An 18,552-nucleotide genomic window follows, 5' to 3' on the forward strand; every position below is an offset into this window, starting at 1 on the left:
AAGACCGGGTCCTCCCGGTCTTTTTTTTTGCCGCTAAACATGTGTCAGCTGTTCTCTTGTAATACATCAAACTAAACCGGAAGAATTTAGAATATGTTCTGAATCTTGTTAGCCTTAAAAGCTCTAACAAGGAAGTGACAAATGCGTTTCTCACTTTTTATTTCGCTCGTTTTACTCTGTACGAACACTTATGCCCGCGCACCTTTGCTGGAAGACTCTTTTACCAAAGACTTTTTATTAGGGACCGCGCCTACGGGGTGTATGCCCAAGGGAATGAAAGTAGAACCGACGGGACGTTTTCTGTATGTCGCGGAGATGTGCGGAAAAATAGACCCCAGCATTAAACAGCGGGTTCCGACAACATCCATCTTCAATCTGCAAAAACGCGCCTTGGAAAAAACAGTTGTTACACCTGTTGGCATCAAGGGTGGAATTTTCGCAAACACCGAGGTTGATTTTTCTGTCGATGGCAAGTGGGCTTTTATCTCGCGCGCAGAAGGCGATAAAACGTCCGAGATCTTCTTAGACGGCGGACTTCTGACGGTCGTGAACACCGTCACTCAAAAAATCGCGAAATACATTCCCACAAAGGGCGCTGGCTCCAAAATTATCGCAGCCCGCCCCTTCGTTAAAGAATCACCCGGAGAACAAATCATCTATGTCGCTAACTATTTTTCCGATGACGTCAGCATCATTGACGTTTCAAAATTGCGCGACGATGGCAATCTGGACGGCAGCGCTCACTATATCGGGAAGATTCGCTTAAAGACGAACTTCACCAATCCAAATATCAAAAAATACCTTATCGCCCCGCGCGGCATCGCTTTTACGCCGGATGGGAAATACGCACTGATTCTGGCCACTGAAACCGGCAGCCTTATTATTGTGGATGCCGTTCATCACAAACAAATCGCGGAACTTGCACCGATGGATCTGGCAACCGCCGGCCGTGCCGTCAATCTTCGCCACGTCGTCGTTTCCAAAGATGGTCGCACCGCTTATTTCAGTCACATGCGCGGCAATGCCATCTCTCGCATCAACATGAAAAAACTGATGGAGGAAGTTCTTACGGTGACCACGACGTCGACGCCTGTCTTGGCATCCACCACTTGGAAAAATCTTCTTATTCCTTTTCACACTCGTGACGGGAGAAAAAATCTGCTGGTGCTGGAAGACTATCCCAAGGATCACCCCAATTTTCCGAATCAGAAATGGGAGCTCGCCCACCCAAACACCATCGCCTTAGATCCCGTGCACAACCGTTATCTTTACGTGTCTTCACGAACGACGACGTCTCTTGAAGACAGCCGCGTTGATCCCAAAATCAAAGGCAAGATCGACATTATCGACGTCAGAAACGGACAGCTGGTTTTCAGTCTGGTCGGCGGATCTCAACCCACGGCTTTGGAAGTTTCTCCCGACGGAAAAACCTTGATGTCAGCAGGTCTTAAAGATGATCAGGTTTATTTTTTCGATCTCAAGAAAATTCTGTCGATCTACGAGTATCAAATTTCGTCTAAAGCATCACATCAATAAAGGACTTAAAGAACCCATCCCCGCAGCGAGCAGTGTCTTCATAAAACTTCGCCGCTTGCTGCGCACGGAAATCCACCGGACCCTTTGGTTTCTCCGTCGTTCGCGGAGCCGCCTCTGTCCTGGGTGATTCCACCGCTGCCTTCGAAGATTCTGCTTTTGGAGCTTCTGTTTTGAAAGAGTCGTTGTTCGTAAAATTCGGCTTTGGCTTTTCGTAAGTATCTGGCGCAGGACGCGGAGGTTCTTTCGCGGTCTCAGCTTTTGCTTGGGCTTGGGCTTCGGCTTTTGCCCGCGCATCCGCTTCGGCCTGAGCTTTTGCCTCTGCTTCCGCGGTAAAATCCGGAGGTGTCCATTTTTTCGTAGAAGGATTGTTGGGTTTAGCGCTCGCGTTCGGCGCAGTTTTAGAGCCGGTGTTTGTCTGTGTATTTACCTTCACCGTCTTGTCGTATTTTTGCCGAGCTATCGGATCCATCAAAGTGTCACGCGTGATGTTTAACTTCTTCATCACTTCCGTCGCCGCGTGAAGTTTTTGCGGCTCATTGAGGTAACGATCCGGATGATACACTTTCATCAAACGGCGGTAAGCCGCGCGAATTTCATCCGAGGAGGCATTTTTATCAACGCCCAAAACTTGGTAGTAGTTGCTTTGAGAGTTCATGATACGGCGAACCTCATCGGCGGTCTGGGCTTTCACCGGCAAAGAAAAAAGTGTGATCAATAAGATGAGATGCTTCACTTGCACACTCCATTTTTTGAGGACTTACGAATCGCTTCAGGCACTTTCTCGGGCTTTTCTTTAATCAATTTTAAAACTTCTTTGCGTTCGTTTTGCGGTAAGTGCGACAAGTATCCCAGGAACATGCCCATCTCTTCCGAGTCGACATTTTTTTGACTTTCTTCAAGCACTGAAAGAACTTTTTTGTCTGAAGAGATTTCTTTTAAAGACGTCGCTAGGGAACGAACCGCTTCCGCCTCGACTTTGCCGCCCTCTTTTGCGACACGCGCGTAAGAACCGAGCTTCGAAGCCTGTGCGGCGTTTTTCATTACTTTCAAACCTGCACCAAACGGCACGATCGACGCGGCGGAAAATCCCGCCTCCGCCAATTCCGAATAAGCTTTGTCTTTTACTTTGTCGGCTTTCGCAAATGCATCTTGCGACGAGTTCTCCGCAAAGGCCGAAGCGCGCAGATTGCTAGCCTCGATAAAGGAGGCATGCGCTTTGGAAGAAGCGTATATAGCCTCACCGCCGCCTGCAATAGTGCCTGCCAGTGCGGCCCCCGCCGCGACCGTCGTCAGTGTTCCCGCCGCTGCCGTTCCGGACAAGACAACCGCGCCCACACCGGCGCCAATTCCTGTCGCGACAAGCACCCCACCGATCACGAGGCCTCCCCAAAAGATCGCTTTATCCAAGGTCTCTTTGTTACGAGCGGTTTTATCGTAATCTTGCAGAAGCCGACAGACCAAATCCAAAGCCCCGGGATTGTTTATCAAAAACTGCGCAGCAGCCGCCGGATTTGTGACGAGCAGACTTTGCAAGGATTCATCGAGGTTCTTATGTTCAACGTCTTTAAGATATTTTTCGTGCGTTTGCAGTTCCGCTTGCACTTCCGTGAAGGCTTTCTTCACATCGTTTTGCACGATAACTTCTTTGTTTTTTCTTTCACGAATCGCCTTTGTATATAACAAAAGCTCCGTGCCCGCTTGAGGCGGCTTCACCGTGATCTCACGCTCCCGATCCGTCAACTCAACCGCAAGATCCAAACTGTCTTTCTTCGCGGCTTCTTTCCAATACGCTTGCGTGCTGTTGAGTTGTTTTTTCGCCGAGGCCAGGATCGCTTTGCGGGCCTCCTCTTTCATGCTCTTTTCCATTTCCTTGCTGAAAGACTGAAGTTTTTTTTCTTCTTCCACCAAAGTGGCACACACATCGGCATTGAGCACTTGCGAGTTCATCGCCTTCGACAAAGCGGCAGAAATACTTTTTGCATTTTCATGAGTCAAAAGACATTTATCTAAACGCTCTTTAAGCAAAGTCACCGCCAAAAGGTTTTGGCCTTGCTGCAAGAGCCTTTGCCCCTCACTGCTTTTTAACTGCGCCAGCTTGTTTTTATCGCCGAGAAGTTCTTTGAAAGACGCACGAAAAGAAGCCACCACTTTGGGGTCTTCCAAATTCGCCGCCGTCCAGGCAATTTGTTTTGTATAAAGAAGTTCCAGTTGGGATGACGACGCCGCCGCTTCTCCCACAGAAGTGAAACAGAACAGAGAAATAAATAAGCACGCCCAAACCATTTTCATGATTTGTATTTATCGGCAAAAAGTCCCTTAACTCCCACAAGACTTTTGTGGAGATTGAAGCGAGCGCAAAGGAAAAGGTCCAGTCCGGCTCGCTTTAAATGAAACTACGCACGGCCTGTAGAACCAAAGCCGCCCGCACCACGATCCGTAGAGGACAACTCTGTCGCCAATTCGAAATGCGCCTGAATCACCGGAGCGACCACGAGTTGCGCGCAACGCTCTTGATTGCTGATCGTCACGGGTTCGTTGCCAAGATTGATTACGATGATTTTAACTTCACCGCGATAGTCGGCATCGATAGTGCCCGGAGTGTTCAAAACAGTCAGACCGCTTTTTGCCGCCCAACCACTGCGCGGACGCGCTTGAATTTCGTAACCAAGAGGAATTTCAAAGCTCAAGCCTGTTGGAATCATCGCACGTTCGCCAGGGTTCAACACAACCGGCGCTGCCAACTGCGCACGAACGTCAAAACCGCTCGCGCCATGAGACTGATATTGCGGAAGTTCACCGTGAAAGTTTTCAAGAGTTTTGATTTTAACAGTCAGCTTTTGCATGCGTTCCTCCCCTACAGAACAAGTTCATCCCACCATGTTTGCAGCTCCGTCACTCCCGGCCCCATAAGAACGCCTGAAGCTTTGTTGAGATCCAACTCATTACGGATATAGTGGTTCACTGAGTCTACACTTACTGCTTTGATCTCTTCGATCACCGATTCGACCGAGCGGTAAGCGCCAAAGACGATCTCATTGACCGCCAAGGATGTCATGCGATTTTCAATGTCATCGGAGCTCAGCAAAATGCTGCCGATCACCTGTGTTTTAAACATCTCGACATCGTGCTTAGAAACGCCTTGCTTCACGATTTTTTGGAATTCCTTCGAGATGAGGTCTCCCACTTTGCGCGCGTTCTTCGTTTCCGTGCCCGCGTAAATCGTCAGCATGCCCGAGTCGATATGCGTATTAAGCATCGAATGAATCGTGTAAACCAAGCCTCTTTTTTCGCGCACACTTTGATAAAGTTTGGAAGTCATGCCTCCACCCAGCAACGTGTTCGTGATCACGGCCTCAAAGCGATATTTGTCTTTGAAACTTGCTGTCGGCAAACCCAACAACATATGAACCTGCTCGGCTTGCTTTTCCACGACGTGACGACGACGCAACCAACGCGGCGACGTGCGCTTGTTACTCAAAACCGTTTTCTTTTTTGCGCCCAAACGTCTTTCAATTCCGGCCATCAACTCATCATGATCCAAGCAGCCTGCGGCGCTGACGATGATATTGCGGCCCGAGTACGTTTTTTTATAGTAGTCCATCACCTGATTTTGTTTCATCAAAGCGATGGATGCTGGCGTTCCCAAAATAGGGCGCGCCAAAGGATGTTTGCCATACACCTGCTCATAGAAGACATCGTAAATGATTTCTTCATGGCTTTCTTCGGACATGGCGATCTCTTGCAGAATCACGCCTTTTTCAAGTCCGAATTCTTTCTTGGTCAGATGCATGTTTGAAACAAGATCGGAAAGAACATCCAACGCTTTTTCCCAATGGTCTTTTAAAACCATCGCGTGATAACAAGTGTACTCACGAGTTGTATAGGCGTTGAGGTCTCCACCCAAAGCTTCCAAAGATTTGGCGATCTGATACGCCGAACGAGTTTTTGTGCCTTTGAAAACGAGGTGCTCAAGAAGATGAGAGATGCCGGCCACTTCAGGCGTTTCATCACGCGTGCCCGTCAAAACCCAGATGCTGATAGAAACGGCACGGGACCCTGGATGAAGTTCGCTCACCACTCGGATCCCGTTAGAAAGTTCAGATTTTTTGAACTTAGTATTCATTCTTACTGTAGAAGAGCCTTGCGAGAAAGCTTGATACGACCTGCGCGGTCTACTTCAAGAACTTTGACGTCGATGATTTCGCCTTCTTTAAGTACGTCAGTGACTGCGCGCACTCTTTCGTTAGCGATCTCAGAGATGTGCAAAAGACCTTGAGTGTTCGGCAAGATTTCAACAAACGCGCCGAATTCAGCGATCTTAACAACACGGCCTTTATAAGTCTTACCTACTTCAGCTTCCGCGATGATGTCGTTGATCATTGCGATTGCTTTTTTAGTAGCCTCTGGATCCGCAGACGCGATGTGGATTGTTCCATCATCTTCGATCTCGATCTTAACGCCTGTTGCTTCCGTGATTCCACGGATCACTTTACCGCCAGAACCGATCACTTCACGGATCTTATCTGGTTTGATTTTGATTGTCTCAATACGAGGAGCAAATTCAGAGATTTGACCACGAGGAACTTTGATCACTTTTTCCATCTCATTCAAGATGTGCGCGCGACCTTCTTTAGCTTGCGCCAAAGCTTGTTCCATCACTTCGAAAGAAACAGAGTCGATTTTGATATCCATTTGGAGAGCTGTGATACCTTGTGGAGTCCCAGCGACTTTGAAGTCCATGTCACCCAAGTGATCTTCATCACCCAAGATGTCCGTCAAAACTGCAACACGGTCGCCTTCTTTAATAAGACCCATTGCGATACCCGCAACGTTTCCTTTAATAGGCACACCCGCATCCAACATCGCCATCGTTCCCGCACAAACAGTACCCATTGAAGAAGAACCGTTCGACTCAAGAACTTCAGAAACAACGCGGATTGTGTATGGGAATTTCTCATGGTCAGGAAGAACGGCTTTCAAAGCGCGCTCTGCCAAGTTACCGTGACCGATTTCACGACGACCTTGACCACCGAAACGACCTACTTCACCTACAGAATATGGAGGGAAGTTGTAGTGAAGCATGAACTTGCGTTTTTGTGTGCCCAATAGAGCATCCACCATTTGCTCGTCATCACCAGTTCCCAAAGTCACTGTGCCTAAACATTGAGTCTCGCCACGAGTGAACAAACCTGAACCGTGCGCACGAGGCAACAAGCCCACTTCGTTCGCGATAGGACGTACAGTTTTTACGTCACGACCGTCGATACGAACTTTTTTATCCAAGATCATAGAACGAGCTTCGTGGTATTTAAGGTCTTCCACGATCGCGCCCAATTCTTTCTTACGCTGCTTCGCCAAGTCTTTGTCAGTGATAGAAGCCAACAAAACTGTCTCTGCCTCAGCGTGAGCTGCTGCCACCGCTGCATAACGATCTTGTTTAATCTTAATAGAAAGAGCCGCTGCGATTTTAGATTTCAACAACGCTTCCGCTTGACCTTTAAAGTCAGCATCAATCGCTGGAGGCGTGAAAGCACGCTTCGCCGTCGAACCTGTTTTTTCACGCAATTCATCTTGCGCGTTCAAAAGAGGCATCATGGATTGGTGACCGAATTTCAAAGCCGCCAAACAGTCTGCTTCAGAGATGAACTTCGTTTCACCTTCCACCATCAAAAGACCGTTGCGAGTTCCCGCTACGATCAAGTCGATGTCTGATTTTTCCATTTGCTGTGGAGTTGGATTCGCAACGAATTGACCATCAACGCGACCTACTTGAATCGCCGCTGTGGGACCGTTGAATGGAATGTCCGAAAGGTGAAGAGCTGCAGAAGCACCCAAGCTTGAAAGAATCTCAAGAGGGAATGCGCCGTCTGCAGAAAGAACCGTCGCCACAACTTGTGTTTCGTTTCTGTAGCCTTCTGGGAACACAGGACGAATAGGACGGTCGATCAAACGTGCTGTCAATACAGCATCTGTGGTCGGCTTGCCTTCACGTTTGAAGTAGCCACCAGGAATTTTACCTGTTGCGTAGAATTTTTCGATGTATTCAACAGTAAGAGGGAAGAAATCGAGTTCAGAAGCTTTCTTACTCGATACTGCCGTAACAAGAACCATGTTGTTACCGCAAGAGACAAGAACAGATCCATCTGCTTGTTTTGCCAAACGGCCTGTTTCGATGGTGATTTGTTTTCCGCCCACCGATGTAGTTACAGTCGTTTTCATTAAATCTCCTTGAAGTTATCACAGAGCCTTATGCTCTGGTGCTGGAAGTTTTCCTCGGGAGGAAAAAGTTTGAAGGGGCTCTTCGCCCCTTCAGGATTTCTATATTACTTACGGATATCAAGAGCCTTGATAAGGTCTTGGTAGCGCTTCACATCTTTACGATGTAGGTAATCCAAAAGTTTTCTTCTTTGGTTAACCAATTTCACAAGACCGCGACGGCCGTGGAAATCTTTTTTGTGTGTAGAGAAGTGAACAGTCAAATCATTGATTTTAGCTGTCAAAAGAGCCACTTGAACTTCTGGAGAACCAGTATCAAGATCACCAGTTTTGAATTTTTTAACGATTTGCGCTTTTGTATCTTTCGTGACTGCCATTAGAGTCTCCTATTTTTTACCATTTTATTTATGAACCCCCTCAAGCGTCATGGCTGTCGCATTGCGGAGTTTTTTCTAAGTTTTAAGGTTCTAACTCTTTACCCTAATCAGGTCAATATTTAAAGACCCTGCGGATAACGAAACCTCGGCCTTCTTCAAGCCCCACAAGAGCCAGCATTTGCCCCCCGTCCTGAGCAAGAATTTGGACGTATTGGTCCTCAGAAGGATTAAAAACCGTAATAAGCTGACTGCGTAGGTCGTGGCTGATCTGCCCGTTCCCCAGCAACACCTGATTTTGCCCACGAACCCGCACTCTTTTAGCCTGCGGAAGGGCATTTTCCATCGCGACAAAGGCCGAACCCCGCTGCCCCTCTTTAACCGTTTTTTCGATCTCTTCCAGGGTTTGCGCCTGAGGAATATGGTAAGGCGCCGACCAGGTTCTGCGCAGAGAACTCATTGCGGCCCCGCACCCTAGAGCCTTCCCCAAAAGGTCAACCCAAGTACGAATATAGCTCCCTTTGGAGCACTTAATATCGAACTCCGCCCAATCGAGCCCGATTTCAACCGGCGTGACATCCCAAAACTTCATAAGTTTTTTTGGAATCTCCACGTCCTTTTCTTCACGGGCGTACTCATAGAGCTTTTTGCCTTGGATTTTAATTGCTGAATAGATAGGCACTTCGGCTTCGATCTCGCCCTGAAGCTTGGCGGCTTCCGCGAGAATCTGATCTTTCGCCAGTTGAACCGTTTTTTGTTCCAAGACGGTCCCCGTTGTATCCAAAGTGTCGGTGCGAACGCCAAACTGAGCGCGCACGCGGTACCCCTTGTCGCCTTCTAAAATATACTGGCTGAGTTTCGTGCCCTCATTGATAAGACACACCATCAACCCCGACGCCATCGGATCCAACGTGCCCGAATGCCCGACGGCCTTCGTGCCCAGGATACGGCGAAGCCTCGCCACGACATCATGACTTGAAATCCCTGAAGGCTTATCGACCAACAGCAGACCATGAAATGTATTTGTATTATTCGTCATCAGAATCTGTTTCAGCCTTGCCCGTCGATTTACGCTCTTCTTCAAGTTCTTGAAGAATCTTTTCCACTTTCAATACTTGCTCCGTCGTGTGATCGGCAAAGAAAGTGAGTTTCGGGCAATAACGCATTTTGAGTTCTTTCCCAATGTAGTTCTGAATCTCAAAAGCTCTTTCTTGAAGGAGATCCAAAGCTTCTTCTTGCTGCTTTTCGTCCCCTAAAACACTGACATAAACTTTAGCAGAGCGTAGATCCGCCGGCATACGCACCGAGGCCACAGTTACAAGACCTGGCAACGGTGTCTTAAAACCACGGATCAAAAACTGAGCGATGGTCGACTGAATTTCTCTTTCAACGCGAGCGACTCGGCGCCCATCACCCATATTTTTCATTACTCAGCTCCTGCACCCAACTCACGTGCAACTTCTTTTTTCACGTAAGCTTCCATCACGTCGCCCACTTTAACGTCATTGTAGTTTTCAATGCCGATACCGCACTCGTAGCCGGAAGCCACTTCTTTGGCGTCGTCTTTGAAACGTTTAAGAGACGAGATCTTTCCTTCGTAAACGATTTTGTTTTCACGAAGAAGACGGATCATGTTGTTACGCTGTACTTTTCCGTCGATCACGAAGCAACCTGCAATCGTGCCCACTTTAGGAACGGAGAATGTGTTACGCACTTCTGCGCGACCCATAACTTCTTCCACCACATCTGGAGAAAGAAGACCCGCCATTGCGGCTTTCATCTGATCGATCAATTCATACACGATAGAGTATGTTCTAATATCAACACCGAGCTGTTTCGCCTTCGCTTGTGCGCCCAAGTCAGGACGTACGTTAAAGCCAAGAACGATCCCTTTCGCTGTATGCGCAAGAACCACGTCACCTTCATTGATACCGCCTACAGCCGAGTGGATCACTTTCGCTTTCACTTCGGAAGTCGACAATTTCGCAAGCATTCCGTTGATGGCCTCGAGAGAACCATGCACGTCCGCTTTCAAGATGATCGCCAATTCTTTCACGTCGCCGGATTTCACTTTGGCGAAGATGTCTTCCAAAGACATTTTCGAAGCCGGAGCCGCCGCCGCTTTTTCAGCTTGCTCTTTTCTTAATGTAGAAACTTTGTTTGCCGTGTCTTCATCTTTGACGATGTCGAACTTGTCACCGGCTGCTGGAACTGCTTCAAGACCCAAAACCTCGGCTGGCAAACCAGGACCGACAGATTGGATTCTTTCGCCTTTATCGTTCGTCAAAGAACGCACGCGGCCTTTCATAGTTCCGGCAACGATGTACTGACCGACTTCAACAGTTCCGTCTTTCACAAGAAGTGTTGCAACAGGTCCTTTGCCTTTTTCCATTTTCGCTTCGATCACAAGACCTGTGCCCGAACGTTTTGGATTGGCTTTCAACTCCGCAACCTCAGCAAGAAGTTTCACTTGCTCAAGAAGCTCTTTGATACCTGTTTTCTTCAAAGCTGAAACTTCACAGAAGATCGTGTTACCACCCCATTCTTCCGGAACGATTTCAAGCTCAGTCAATTGTTGCTTAATACGATCTGGATTCGCGCCTGGCTTATCCATTTTGTTCACTGCCACGATGATAGGTACGCCCGCTGCTTTCGCGTGGTTAATCGCCTCTTGAGTTTGAGGCATCATACCGTCATCCGCTGCCACCACGATAATCGCGATGTCTGTCGCATTCGCTCCGCGCGCACGCATAGCCGTGAAGGCTTCGTGGCCTGGAGTATCCAAGAATGTGATCAATGAACCGTCGTCCAACTTAACACTGTAAGCACCGATATGCTGAGTGATACCACCCGCCTCGCCGGCTGCAACGTCGGCATTGCGAATTGCATCGAGCAAAGATGTTTTACCGTGGTCGACGTGACCCATAACAGTCACAACTGGAGGACGAATAATTGCTTCTGCTTCCAAATCACCGAAAGCTGTTTCTTCGGCAACCGCATCCGCTGTTTTGAATACGTTTTGTGCTTCCCAACCAAACTCCGGAACGATCAAAGCGATCGTATCGAAATCTAAATCCGTGTTCATGTTGGCCATCACACCATTTTGCATCAAAACTTTGATGAGCTGTGGCGCTTTCAAACCCATCTCCATCGCCAAGTCGCTCAACTTCATCGTGTTGTTTACTTTCACGACACGTTTGTGCGCAGACGGAGTTGTGATTTGTGTTTTCATCGCTTCACGGTCCAACATGCCTTTTTTCTTTTTCGGCTGGAAGACCATCTCACGTTTACGGAATTCAACCGCGTTGAATACCGCTACTTCTTCTTCTTTCTCTTTTTCACGCTCACGTGTGCCTGCGCCGCCGCCTACGTTAGTGCTAGGACCGCCGCCGAAACGTTTGCGTTTGTCGAAGTCTTTACCTTTAAAATCATCCGTTGCTGGCATTGGCTCCGGCGGTTGGTTCGCCGCCACAAATCCCGTACGGATATTGCGTGTCGGAGCGCCCCCTGCCGGTCTGTTGAATCCGCCTGGGCGTGGAGCAAAACCTCCGCCACCTTGGCGATCGCCACCCGGTCCACCCGTACGCGGTCCCGAGAAACCGCCTTGCGGGCGGTCGCCTTGAGAACGCTGTGGAGCTTGTGACTGCACACGGGAAAGGTCCATACGACCGATAATATTTCTTTTCACTGTTGTAGCCGGAGTTGAAGAACTCGCCACGCCACTTGTACCCACAACCACTTCTTTCTTACGCGCTTGTGGAGCCGGTGCAGCCGGAGCCGCCGGTTCTTGCGCAGGAGCTGGAGCTGCCGCCGGAGTTTCTTTCGCAACAACAGGTTCAGGCTTCGCCACTGGCGTGGGAGCTTCCACCTTTGTCACTTTTTCTTCCACTACCGGAGCCGGAGCTGCCTCAACTTCAGATTCTTCTTCTTTCGCTGCCGTTGTTTTCTTCACAACGACGCGAGTTGTTTTTGGAGCGGGAGTTTCTTCTTCAGAAACTTCAGGCTTCGCGATCACTTTCGCTTTCGGAGCCTCCGCCACCACTTCGTCTTTTTTACGACGAATCACAGGAGACTTCGCAGGAGCGGCCGCGGCCGCTGCTTCAGGCTCTGCTGCCGCTGCGGCTTTCTTCGGCGCTGCTTTACGAGTCGCTGCCTTTTTTGGTTTAGCCTCTTCGGCAGGTTTGTCACCGCCGCTGAGTTTAATTTTAATTTGCTCAAGAACCTCGGGCTCAAGCTCCGCCATGTGACTCTTCACTGGCAAATGCCATTCACGGATTTTATCCATGAGGGCTAGCGGGGTCATCCCGATCTCTTTTGCAAATTCAAAAACCTTTGGATTACTCACTCAGTCTCCCTGTGTATTCTTTATCCAAAATTATTCTTCGTCCGCCTCTTGAGCATCGAGTTTTTTCAACTCTTGCTTAAGAAGCATATCCGCTTGTTCTTTCGCGGAGACGTTTGATTTATTATCTTTTGCCGCTGAAGGAGCCGTTGGAACAGGCACGCCTTCTGCTTCATATTTCGCCACAAGAGCTTTCGCTTCTTTTGACAATTTCTCTGCTTTATCCGGGTCGTCATAACCAGGAATAGTCATCAACTCTTCAACAGACGCCGCAGCGACTGCTTGGAAGGAACCGAAACCAGATTGGAAAATGTTTTGCGCCATTGTCTCGCTCATGTTCGGGATCAACATCAAATTGAAGATGGATTCCGCTGTACGAGATGCCGCTGCAGATTCAGAAATGATATCCAATTTCCAGCCCGTCAATTTCGCTGCCAAACGCACGTTTTGACCACGTTTACCGATCGCCAATGACAATTGAGAATCTGGAACGACGATTTCCATCTCTTTGTTCGCGTCATCCAAGAACACGCGAGAGATTTCCGCCGGAGCCAAAGCGTTGCACGCAAAACGAGTGATGTCTTCGTCCCAAGGAACGATATCGATCTTCTCGCCACGAAGTTCTTGTACGATGTTTTGTACACGAGAACCCTTCATACCCACGCAAGCGCCCACTGGATCAACTGAGTTGTCTTTAGAACGAACCGCGATTTTCGCGCGTTGACCCGGCTCACGAGCCGCTGCCATGATCTCAACAACACCGTCATAAATTTCAGGAACTTCCATTTCGAAAAGTTTCATCAAATAACGCTCGTCCGCGCGAGACATGATGATTTGCGGTCCACGAGTTGTTTGACGAACTTCAGACAAATAACCTTGAATACGATCGCCTGGTTTGTATTGTTCGCCAGGGATTTGCTCACGCGGTGGGATGTACGCTTCAGTACGGCCCAAGTCGACAACGATCGCGCCTTTTTCCACGCGACGAGCGATACCGGAAGCGATTTCGCCTTTACGCTCTTCGAATTCATTGAAGATGATAGAGCGTTCTGCATCACGCACTTTCTGCATGATGATTTGTTTTGCTGTTTGCGCAGCAATACGACCCAAGTCCGAAGCTTCCAATTTGATACCGATCGAATCGTCGATTTGCACGTTCGGGTCTAATTTTTGGGCTTCGTCATAAGGAATTTCAACTTCTTCGTCGATGAATTTTTCGCGAGGAACTACTTCTTTGAACTCAAAAAGTTCAACTTCGCCTGTCTCTTCGTTATAAGCGGCTTCAATTTCACGGTAAGTACCGTATTTTTTACGAGCAGCTACAAGCATACCTTGAGTGATTGCGTCGATAACTACTTGCTTATCGATACCTTTGTCTTTTCCGACTTGATCAATCACTTTGGAAAGATCTGAAAACATATTTTCAGCCATGATTTTCCTCTCTCGTTACTTTTTTTGACCTTTGGTCATTTCAAAAACTACTTTAGCTTTGTCGATCATTGCGTACGGGATTTTGATTTCCACGTCGTTCACGACAAAGCGAATACCGCTGTCATCAGCCGACTCCAAAACTTGCTCGACTGTCTTTGCGGCCTTCCACTTCTTATCCGTCACACCAGCGCTTTCCAGAGCTTTGGTGGTCTTGATGTAAACTTTCTTGCCCACGACTTTTTGGAAGTGCCAAGGTTTCTTCAAAGTGCGATCCAAACCTGGAGTTGAAACTTCAAGATTGTAAGCGCCACCGGGAATAATATCTTCGACGTCTAAAAGAAGGTTCAAACCTTTGGAGACATTGGAGCAATCGTCGATACTGATGCTGCCGTCTTCTTTATCAATGAAAACACGAAGGGTACGGCCTTTGCCCGCGCCAACGAACTCGATGTCGTAAATGAAGCAACCCTCGCGAGTCGCAACCTCGTTAGCCATGTTTTCTACTTTTTCCATCCACGATGGGTTTTCAGACATTTTTCGGCAATCCTTATATAACATACACTGCCACTGGACGGGGTCCAGTTCTCGCAGTGCGAGTCTAGATTGCAGGTGAAAGGAAAGTTCCTAAGCTGCATGTGGAGCTGAAAAACTCAACCCCTTGCCCGTCCGGGCCGCAAAAAAAAATGGGCCTGAGGGCCCATTCGAACGACTTGAAACTAGCAAAAAATGAGAGACAGTGCAAGGGTTTATCTTGGCTGGACTCACCCAGAGGAGCCCTTAAGGACAAGAATACAAAATCGCCGTGGCCCCATCCTTATAATACTTTGTGCGCCGCCCTACTTCTTTAAAACCGAGCTTTTCATAGAGCTTTTGCGCCGCCACGTTCTCGATGTGGACCTCAAGCCACAGTTCGCGCTCTTGACCCTTCGCGGCGATAAGATGAGTTATAAGGCTCTCCATATACCCCTGACGGCGATAGCGAGGGTGACTCACGACCAAAGAGATCTCCCAAGCTTCGGGAACAATGCGATAAAGAACGAAACCCGCTAAGGCTTCCCCGGCAAAAATCCCTACCGCTTCGGCCGTCGCCATTTCCGCACCCAAAAGTTCTTTGGGCCAATAAAACTGCGGCAAGAGCCCTTGTTCTTCATGAACGGCTTCTACCAAAGCGCGCATTTGGGGTTTATGGGCCGTCGTCAGCGTTTCAATTTTCATAGATCAATCCGCAGAGAAAGTGCGAACTTTGTACTTACGCTTGATCACTTCAAACCAGGCGCGAATACGTTCTTCGAGCTGTTGTTGGGCGAGATAATTTTTGATGTTGTCTTTAAAAGAAGCAAACGGCGTGCTGCCGAACTTCACACGGTTCTTATCGTAATAAGCTTGCGCTTCCTGATCCGTGATGATGCTGCTCATGGAATTCGTTTTAAATTTCAAAAAACTTTTCGCGACAAGTTTTCGTGAGGTGAATTTTTTAAGCTCTGCCGGAGAAACCTCCAACTGCGCCCAATAGGCTTTGCCGGCAACGGCTTTTTCTATTTTGCTGACAGCTTCGGCCAATTCTTCGTCCGAAAGACTTGCGACATTGAAGTTCTCTGCCTCCAGCGCCACGACCGCTTCTAAAAGCACCGACGTGGCAGCACTGCGAAACTCCCCTTGGCCAGGCCGTACCTCGTAAAGATCTTTTTTGCCGTTCTTAACAGGATAAAGCACGTGCTCAATGACCATCGCGATTTGCACTTCACGCGAAGTCACGACTTGATCCGCCGCCTGCCCCACTGTTTCGGTAACAACGACCGCCGCAAAAACCGGAAGAGAAAGAGAAAATAAGAAAGCTAAGAAAATGCGCATAGGAAAACTATGCTCTGGCGGGAAAGAAAAAACAAGCCCCGACATTTCTGACGGGGCCTGTAACCACTGAGGAATTAATTAACTTCTTTTATTAGATTAGAAATTCACGCGGCCGACAAGCGACATCACGTAATATTGCAATTTTTCGATCTGATTATACTGAGGTCCAGTCATGAATGTGTTATCCGCATCCAAACGATTGGAAAGGTTCCACATATATCTGAAATCCAAACCCAAAGAGTATTTAGGAGAGAATTCCAAATCAGCACCCACCACAGTACCCACGTCGATCGCATGAGAACTTGCTTTTGTATCATTCACGTATCCATAAGGATTTTTGTTATCCCATGAGAACGCTCTGTAAGAGTAAGACACCAAAGCACCGAATACAGGCTTGATGATACCGCTGAACAATTGAACTTTCGCAGCCAATTGACCAGAGTATTGTTGGATATCGATAGAGTCCGGGATGTACATGCCGTTGTTAGCATAGCCATAGCCGTAACCGTAGTTGTATCCGCCTGTGTAGTAACCCTGTCCTTCAACTGTGTAGTTAGAGTACAAGAAAGAACCCTCGATCACGATATTGTCGTACTTGTTACCGAAAGCCACACCCAAAGCGTAGTTTCCTTTAACCAAACGTGTATCTGGATAATCACCGATACCCAAGATACCTGCCACGTACTTCGTTTCGATCGGAGCGATAGCCGCTTCTTCTTCCACTTTCATGGCAGCAGCGATTTCTTCACGAACGATATCGCGTGTGTTTTCTTTAGGCTCTTCAACTTGTTGAACAGGAGCCGGTTGAACGTAAACAGGTTGTTGCACAGCTTGTTGCTGAACTTGCTGTTGCTCACCCATTTGATTGAATTTATCACCAAAAAGAACGCCGGCTCTGCGCTTCTCGTCTTCCATACGAGATTGCTCAAGCTTTTCAACGATTCTTTGTTCTGTTTGAACCTCAGCATCTTGACGAGCGCGACGGATTTGTTCCGCGCGAGACTCCGCCAATGGAGAAGCTTCAATCACAGTCGTAGGCTGTTTTTGAATTTGTGATTGCTGCAACTGAGCGTTCGAAGTCGGAGTCGCCTGATTCAAAATATAGATAGGCTGTCCGCTTACTGGGGCTGTTGTTGCGATAGCCGCTTGTGCTGGAGCAGCTGGCGCCGCTTCAACAGGAGCTGCTTGCGCGCTTGAATACATCTGATCAAGCTCCGCATCAACATCGCTCTCGAGACTTTGAGCCAACGCAAAAGTGGGAGCGATGCTCAAAGCCGCAAGGATATAGAAATACTTTTTCATAAAGTCTCCTCGTGGTTCTGGTTTCAAAATCAAAAAACCTTTTAAGTCACTGGAGGCGTAGAGCAAGCCTGATGCCAACAAGGCCGAATTTCGTCCCCGGCGTCTAAGTCGTTGATATCTATTGGAAGTCCTCCAGCACCTTCGCACCCCTTACCTCCTTGTCTGATCAGAATTGTGACAACTTACAAGACGCTTTCTGAAGAACTTACAAAGCGGGATCATTTCGCCCCTGAACGTGGCTGGTTTTGGTAAAACTGCTCCTTATATATAAGGAGTTTTTGCTGATGTACCGCCACTTCCTTAAAAAGAGTGTCCTCTTATTAGCTCTTTCTGTTTTATCCGCCTGCTCCGGCAGCGACGGAGGAAAAGAGTTGAAAGCCGAACCAGCCTCCTGTGAAGTGACGGGCTCTTCGTTCGGCATTGTTGGCGGCGAAATCTTAGGTTCGAACAATCCTCTCAGCGAAAGCACGGTCTTTGTTATTCATAAAGACATCGAAGGTAAAACCGGAATCTGCACGGGCACTCTGATTGATGACGATAAAGTTTTGACGGCGGCTCACTGCACGACTCCAGGTGGGCGTTCGCAAATCGCGTTTACTAATAACGCCAGTTGCACGATCGCCGCACCGAAAAGAACTCGCCGTGCGGTTGTCGATGAAGCCGTTCATCCCGACTATACTTATTTTAATAAGACTCTTTTAAACGCGGGTCGCGATCTGGCGATTATGAAATTCTCGGGAGGGATTCCTGAGGGTTATAAAGTTCGCGCCTTGCCCAGCGAGACTTATCAGGCTTCCAAAGATGATCAGCTTGTGATGTCAGGCTATGGCGTAACTTCCGAAACAGCAGAGGATTCAGGCGTGCTGCGTTTTACAACAGCGCCGGCTTCGCGAGTTGTTTCGAATTTCTATATGGCGATCGTCAAAACGACGGTCACCGTTCCCGGCACCATCGCGGTTCAACAACCTTCTAACGGCGTTTGCTCCGGCGATTCCGGCGGTCCTCTTTACGTGCATGACGGTCGCGACCTCACTCTTGTGGGCATTACTTCCATGGGACTTGATGTGACAGCGACAAAAGAAAAAGACATGCGCATCTGTCATGGCGTTTCGCTCTTTACCGATCTGAAACCGCACTTGCCATGGATTAAGAAACAGATCGAGAGTTTATAGACCGGATCTGGATTTCCACATCAGCTCAAATTTTAAGCAAGAATCGAAATCTATTCTGATTTAACCCCGGACCTCTTGTCGTTGCGGTGCGTTTTATTTTCATTTGGAGCGGATTCCTAAAAAAACGCTTGAGGTTTTGGACGCTTTTCTTTAAAAAAGATTCCTCTACGCGGGTGTGGTGTAATGGTAGCCACGAGAGACTCAAAATCTCTTGGATTCACGTCCGTGGGGGTTCAAGTCCCTCCACCCGCACCAAATTTTCCCCCTACAAATACTCAGACAATTCTCGCTCGATTTCATTCGATGTTTTTGCACGTCATTTTTTGGC

General features: G+C 48.2%; 16 protein-coding genes and 1 tRNA gene. 3 read left to right on the forward strand and 14 right to left on the reverse strand.

Annotation, left to right across the window (positions count from 1 at the left end; all coding sequences use genetic code 11):
- Positions 1 to 141: 141 nt before the first annotated feature.
- On the forward strand, positions 142 to 1,536 hold the full coding sequence (locus tag QJS83_RS15940) for a YncE family protein (RefSeq protein ID WP_284606332.1): 1,395 nt from the start codon (positions 142 to 144) through the stop codon (positions 1,534 to 1,536).
- On the opposite strand, the gene QJS83_RS15945 is transcribed toward QJS83_RS15940, so the two are convergent.
- The 14 genes from QJS83_RS15945 to QJS83_RS16010 form a co-directional block, all read right to left on the reverse strand.
- On the reverse strand, positions 1,517 to 2,269 hold the full coding sequence (locus QJS83_RS15945; RefSeq protein ID WP_284606334.1) for a J domain-containing protein: 753 nt from the start codon (positions 2,267 to 2,269) through the stop codon (positions 1,517 to 1,519). The genes QJS83_RS15940 and QJS83_RS15945 overlap by 20 nt on opposite strands.
- Positions 2,266 to 3,825 (reverse strand): TrbL/VirB6 family protein, encoded by a 1,560-nt coding sequence (locus tag QJS83_RS15950; protein WP_284606336.1) that lies wholly within the window; start codon positions 3,823 to 3,825, stop codon positions 2,266 to 2,268. Before QJS83_RS15950 ends, QJS83_RS15945 begins: the two co-directional genes overlap by 4 nt.
- A 104-nt stretch (positions 3,826 to 3,929) precedes the next feature.
- Positions 3,930 to 4,379, reverse strand: a complete 450-nt coding sequence (gene dut, locus QJS83_RS15955) for a dUTP diphosphatase (protein ID WP_284606338.1) — start codon at positions 4,377 to 4,379, stop codon at positions 3,930 to 3,932.
- An 11-nt stretch (positions 4,380 to 4,390) separates the two neighbouring features.
- Positions 4,391 to 5,659, reverse strand: a complete 1,269-nt coding sequence (locus QJS83_RS15960) for a M16 family metallopeptidase (protein ID WP_284606340.1) — start codon at positions 5,657 to 5,659, stop codon at positions 4,391 to 4,393.
- A gap of 2 nt (positions 5,660 to 5,661) precedes the next feature.
- Positions 5,662 to 7,755: a polyribonucleotide nucleotidyltransferase gene (gene pnp / locus QJS83_RS15965; RefSeq protein WP_284606341.1), complete on the reverse strand. Its 2,094-nt coding sequence runs from the start codon at positions 7,753 to 7,755 to the stop codon at positions 5,662 to 5,664.
- A 104-nt stretch (positions 7,756 to 7,859) separates the two neighbouring features.
- Positions 7,860 to 8,129 (reverse strand): 30S ribosomal protein S15, encoded by a 270-nt coding sequence (rpsO, locus tag QJS83_RS15970; RefSeq protein ID WP_284606342.1) that lies wholly within the window; start codon positions 8,127 to 8,129, stop codon positions 7,860 to 7,862.
- Positions 8,130 to 8,241: 112 nt separating this feature from the next.
- On the reverse strand, positions 8,242 to 9,165 hold the full coding sequence (gene truB, locus QJS83_RS15975; RefSeq protein ID WP_284606344.1) for a tRNA pseudouridine(55) synthase TruB: 924 nt from the start codon (positions 9,163 to 9,165) through the stop codon (positions 8,242 to 8,244).
- The gene (rbfA, locus tag QJS83_RS15980) at positions 9,155 to 9,553 is read right to left on the reverse strand and encodes a 30S ribosome-binding factor RbfA (protein WP_284606345.1); all 399 of its coding nucleotides are present in this window, start codon (positions 9,551 to 9,553) and stop codon (positions 9,155 to 9,157) included. Before rbfA ends, truB begins: the two co-directional genes overlap by 11 nt.
- Entirely contained in the window at positions 9,553 to 12,471 is a 2,919-nt protein-coding gene (infB, locus tag QJS83_RS15985; protein ID WP_284606346.1) for a translation initiation factor IF-2, read from the reverse strand. The genes rbfA and infB overlap by 1 nt, the downstream gene beginning before the upstream one ends.
- A gap of 30 nt (positions 12,472 to 12,501) precedes the next feature.
- A complete protein-coding gene (gene nusA, locus QJS83_RS15990; RefSeq protein ID WP_284606347.1) occupies positions 12,502 to 13,899 on the reverse strand; it encodes a transcription termination factor NusA in 1,398 nt (465 codons plus the stop codon).
- 15 nt (positions 13,900 to 13,914) lie between these two features.
- Entirely contained in the window at positions 13,915 to 14,433 is a 519-nt protein-coding gene (locus tag QJS83_RS15995) for a ribosome maturation factor RimP (protein WP_284606349.1), read from the reverse strand.
- Between the two features lie 243 nt (positions 14,434 to 14,676).
- The gene (locus tag QJS83_RS16000) at positions 14,677 to 15,114 is read right to left on the reverse strand and encodes a GNAT family N-acetyltransferase (RefSeq protein WP_284606350.1); all 438 of its coding nucleotides are present in this window, start codon (positions 15,112 to 15,114) and stop codon (positions 14,677 to 14,679) included.
- A gap of 3 nt (positions 15,115 to 15,117) precedes the next feature.
- Entirely contained in the window at positions 15,118 to 15,750 is a 633-nt protein-coding gene (locus QJS83_RS16005) for a hypothetical protein (protein WP_284606351.1), read from the reverse strand.
- Positions 15,751 to 15,846: 96 nt separating this feature from the next.
- Positions 15,847 to 17,052 carry a hypothetical protein gene (locus QJS83_RS16010; protein WP_284606352.1) on the reverse strand — a complete coding sequence of 402 codons (1,206 nt, stop codon included), beginning with the start codon at positions 17,050 to 17,052 and terminating at the stop codon, positions 15,847 to 15,849.
- 284 nt (positions 17,053 to 17,336) lie between these two features.
- On the opposite strand from QJS83_RS16010, the gene QJS83_RS16015 reads away from it, so the two are divergent.
- Positions 17,337 to 18,224, forward strand: a complete 888-nt coding sequence (locus tag QJS83_RS16015) for a S1 family peptidase (protein WP_284606354.1) — start codon at positions 17,337 to 17,339, stop codon at positions 18,222 to 18,224.
- A 169-nt stretch (positions 18,225 to 18,393) separates the two neighbouring features.
- Positions 18,394 to 18,479, forward strand: a tRNA-Leu gene (locus QJS83_RS16020).
- The last annotated feature ends 73 nt before the right edge of the window (positions 18,480 to 18,552 follow it).

The organism is Bdellovibrio sp. 22V (assembly GCF_030169785.1).
Classification (GTDB): Bacteria; Bdellovibrionota; Bdellovibrionia; order Bdellovibrionales; family Bdellovibrionaceae; genus Bdellovibrio.

What these genes read in the sequence shown, in the direction of transcription:
- QJS83_RS15960 (WP_284606340.1), bottom strand. Translation starts at nt 5,659, where the DNA reads ATGAATACTAAGTTCAAAAAATCTGAACTTTCTAACGGGATCCGAGTG.
- QJS83_RS16000 (WP_284606350.1), bottom strand. Translation starts at nt 15,114, where the DNA reads ATGAAAATTGAAACGCTGACGACGGCCCATAAACCCCAAATGCGCGCT.
- dut (WP_284606338.1), bottom strand. Translation starts at nt 4,379, where the DNA reads ATGCAAAAGCTGACTGTTAAAATCAAAACTCTTGAAAACTTTCACGGT.
- QJS83_RS15940 (WP_284606332.1), top strand. Translation starts at nt 142, where the DNA reads ATGCGTTTCTCACTTTTTATTTCGCTCGTTTTACTCTGTACGAACACT.
- rbfA (WP_284606345.1), bottom strand. Translation starts at nt 9,553, where the DNA reads ATGAAAAATATGGGTGATGGGCGCCGAGTCGCTCGCGTTGAAAGAGAA.
- QJS83_RS16015 (WP_284606354.1), top strand. Translation starts at nt 17,337, where the DNA reads ATGTACCGCCACTTCCTTAAAAAGAGTGTCCTCTTATTAGCTCTTTCT.
- rpsO (WP_284606342.1), bottom strand. Translation starts at nt 8,129, where the DNA reads ATGGCAGTCACGAAAGATACAAAAGCGCAAATCGTTAAAAAATTCAAA.
- QJS83_RS16005 (WP_284606351.1), bottom strand. Translation starts at nt 15,750, where the DNA reads ATGCGCATTTTCTTAGCTTTCTTATTTTCTCTTTCTCTTCCGGTTTTT.
- nusA (WP_284606347.1), bottom strand. Translation starts at nt 13,899, where the DNA reads ATGGCTGAAAATATGTTTTCAGATCTTTCCAAAGTGATTGATCAAGTC.
- QJS83_RS15995 (WP_284606349.1), bottom strand. Translation starts at nt 14,433, where the DNA reads ATGTCTGAAAACCCATCGTGGATGGAAAAAGTAGAAAACATGGCTAAC.
- QJS83_RS15950 (WP_284606336.1), bottom strand. Translation starts at nt 3,825, where the DNA reads ATGAAAATGGTTTGGGCGTGCTTATTTATTTCTCTGTTCTGTTTCACT.
- truB (WP_284606344.1), bottom strand. Translation starts at nt 9,165, where the DNA reads ATGACGAATAATACAAATACATTTCATGGTCTGCTGTTGGTCGATAAG.
- pnp (WP_284606341.1), bottom strand. Translation starts at nt 7,755, where the DNA reads ATGAAAACGACTGTAACTACATCGGTGGGCGGAAAACAAATCACCATC.
- QJS83_RS16010 (WP_284606352.1), bottom strand. Translation starts at nt 17,052, where the DNA reads ATGAAAAAGTATTTCTATATCCTTGCGGCTTTGAGCATCGCTCCCACT.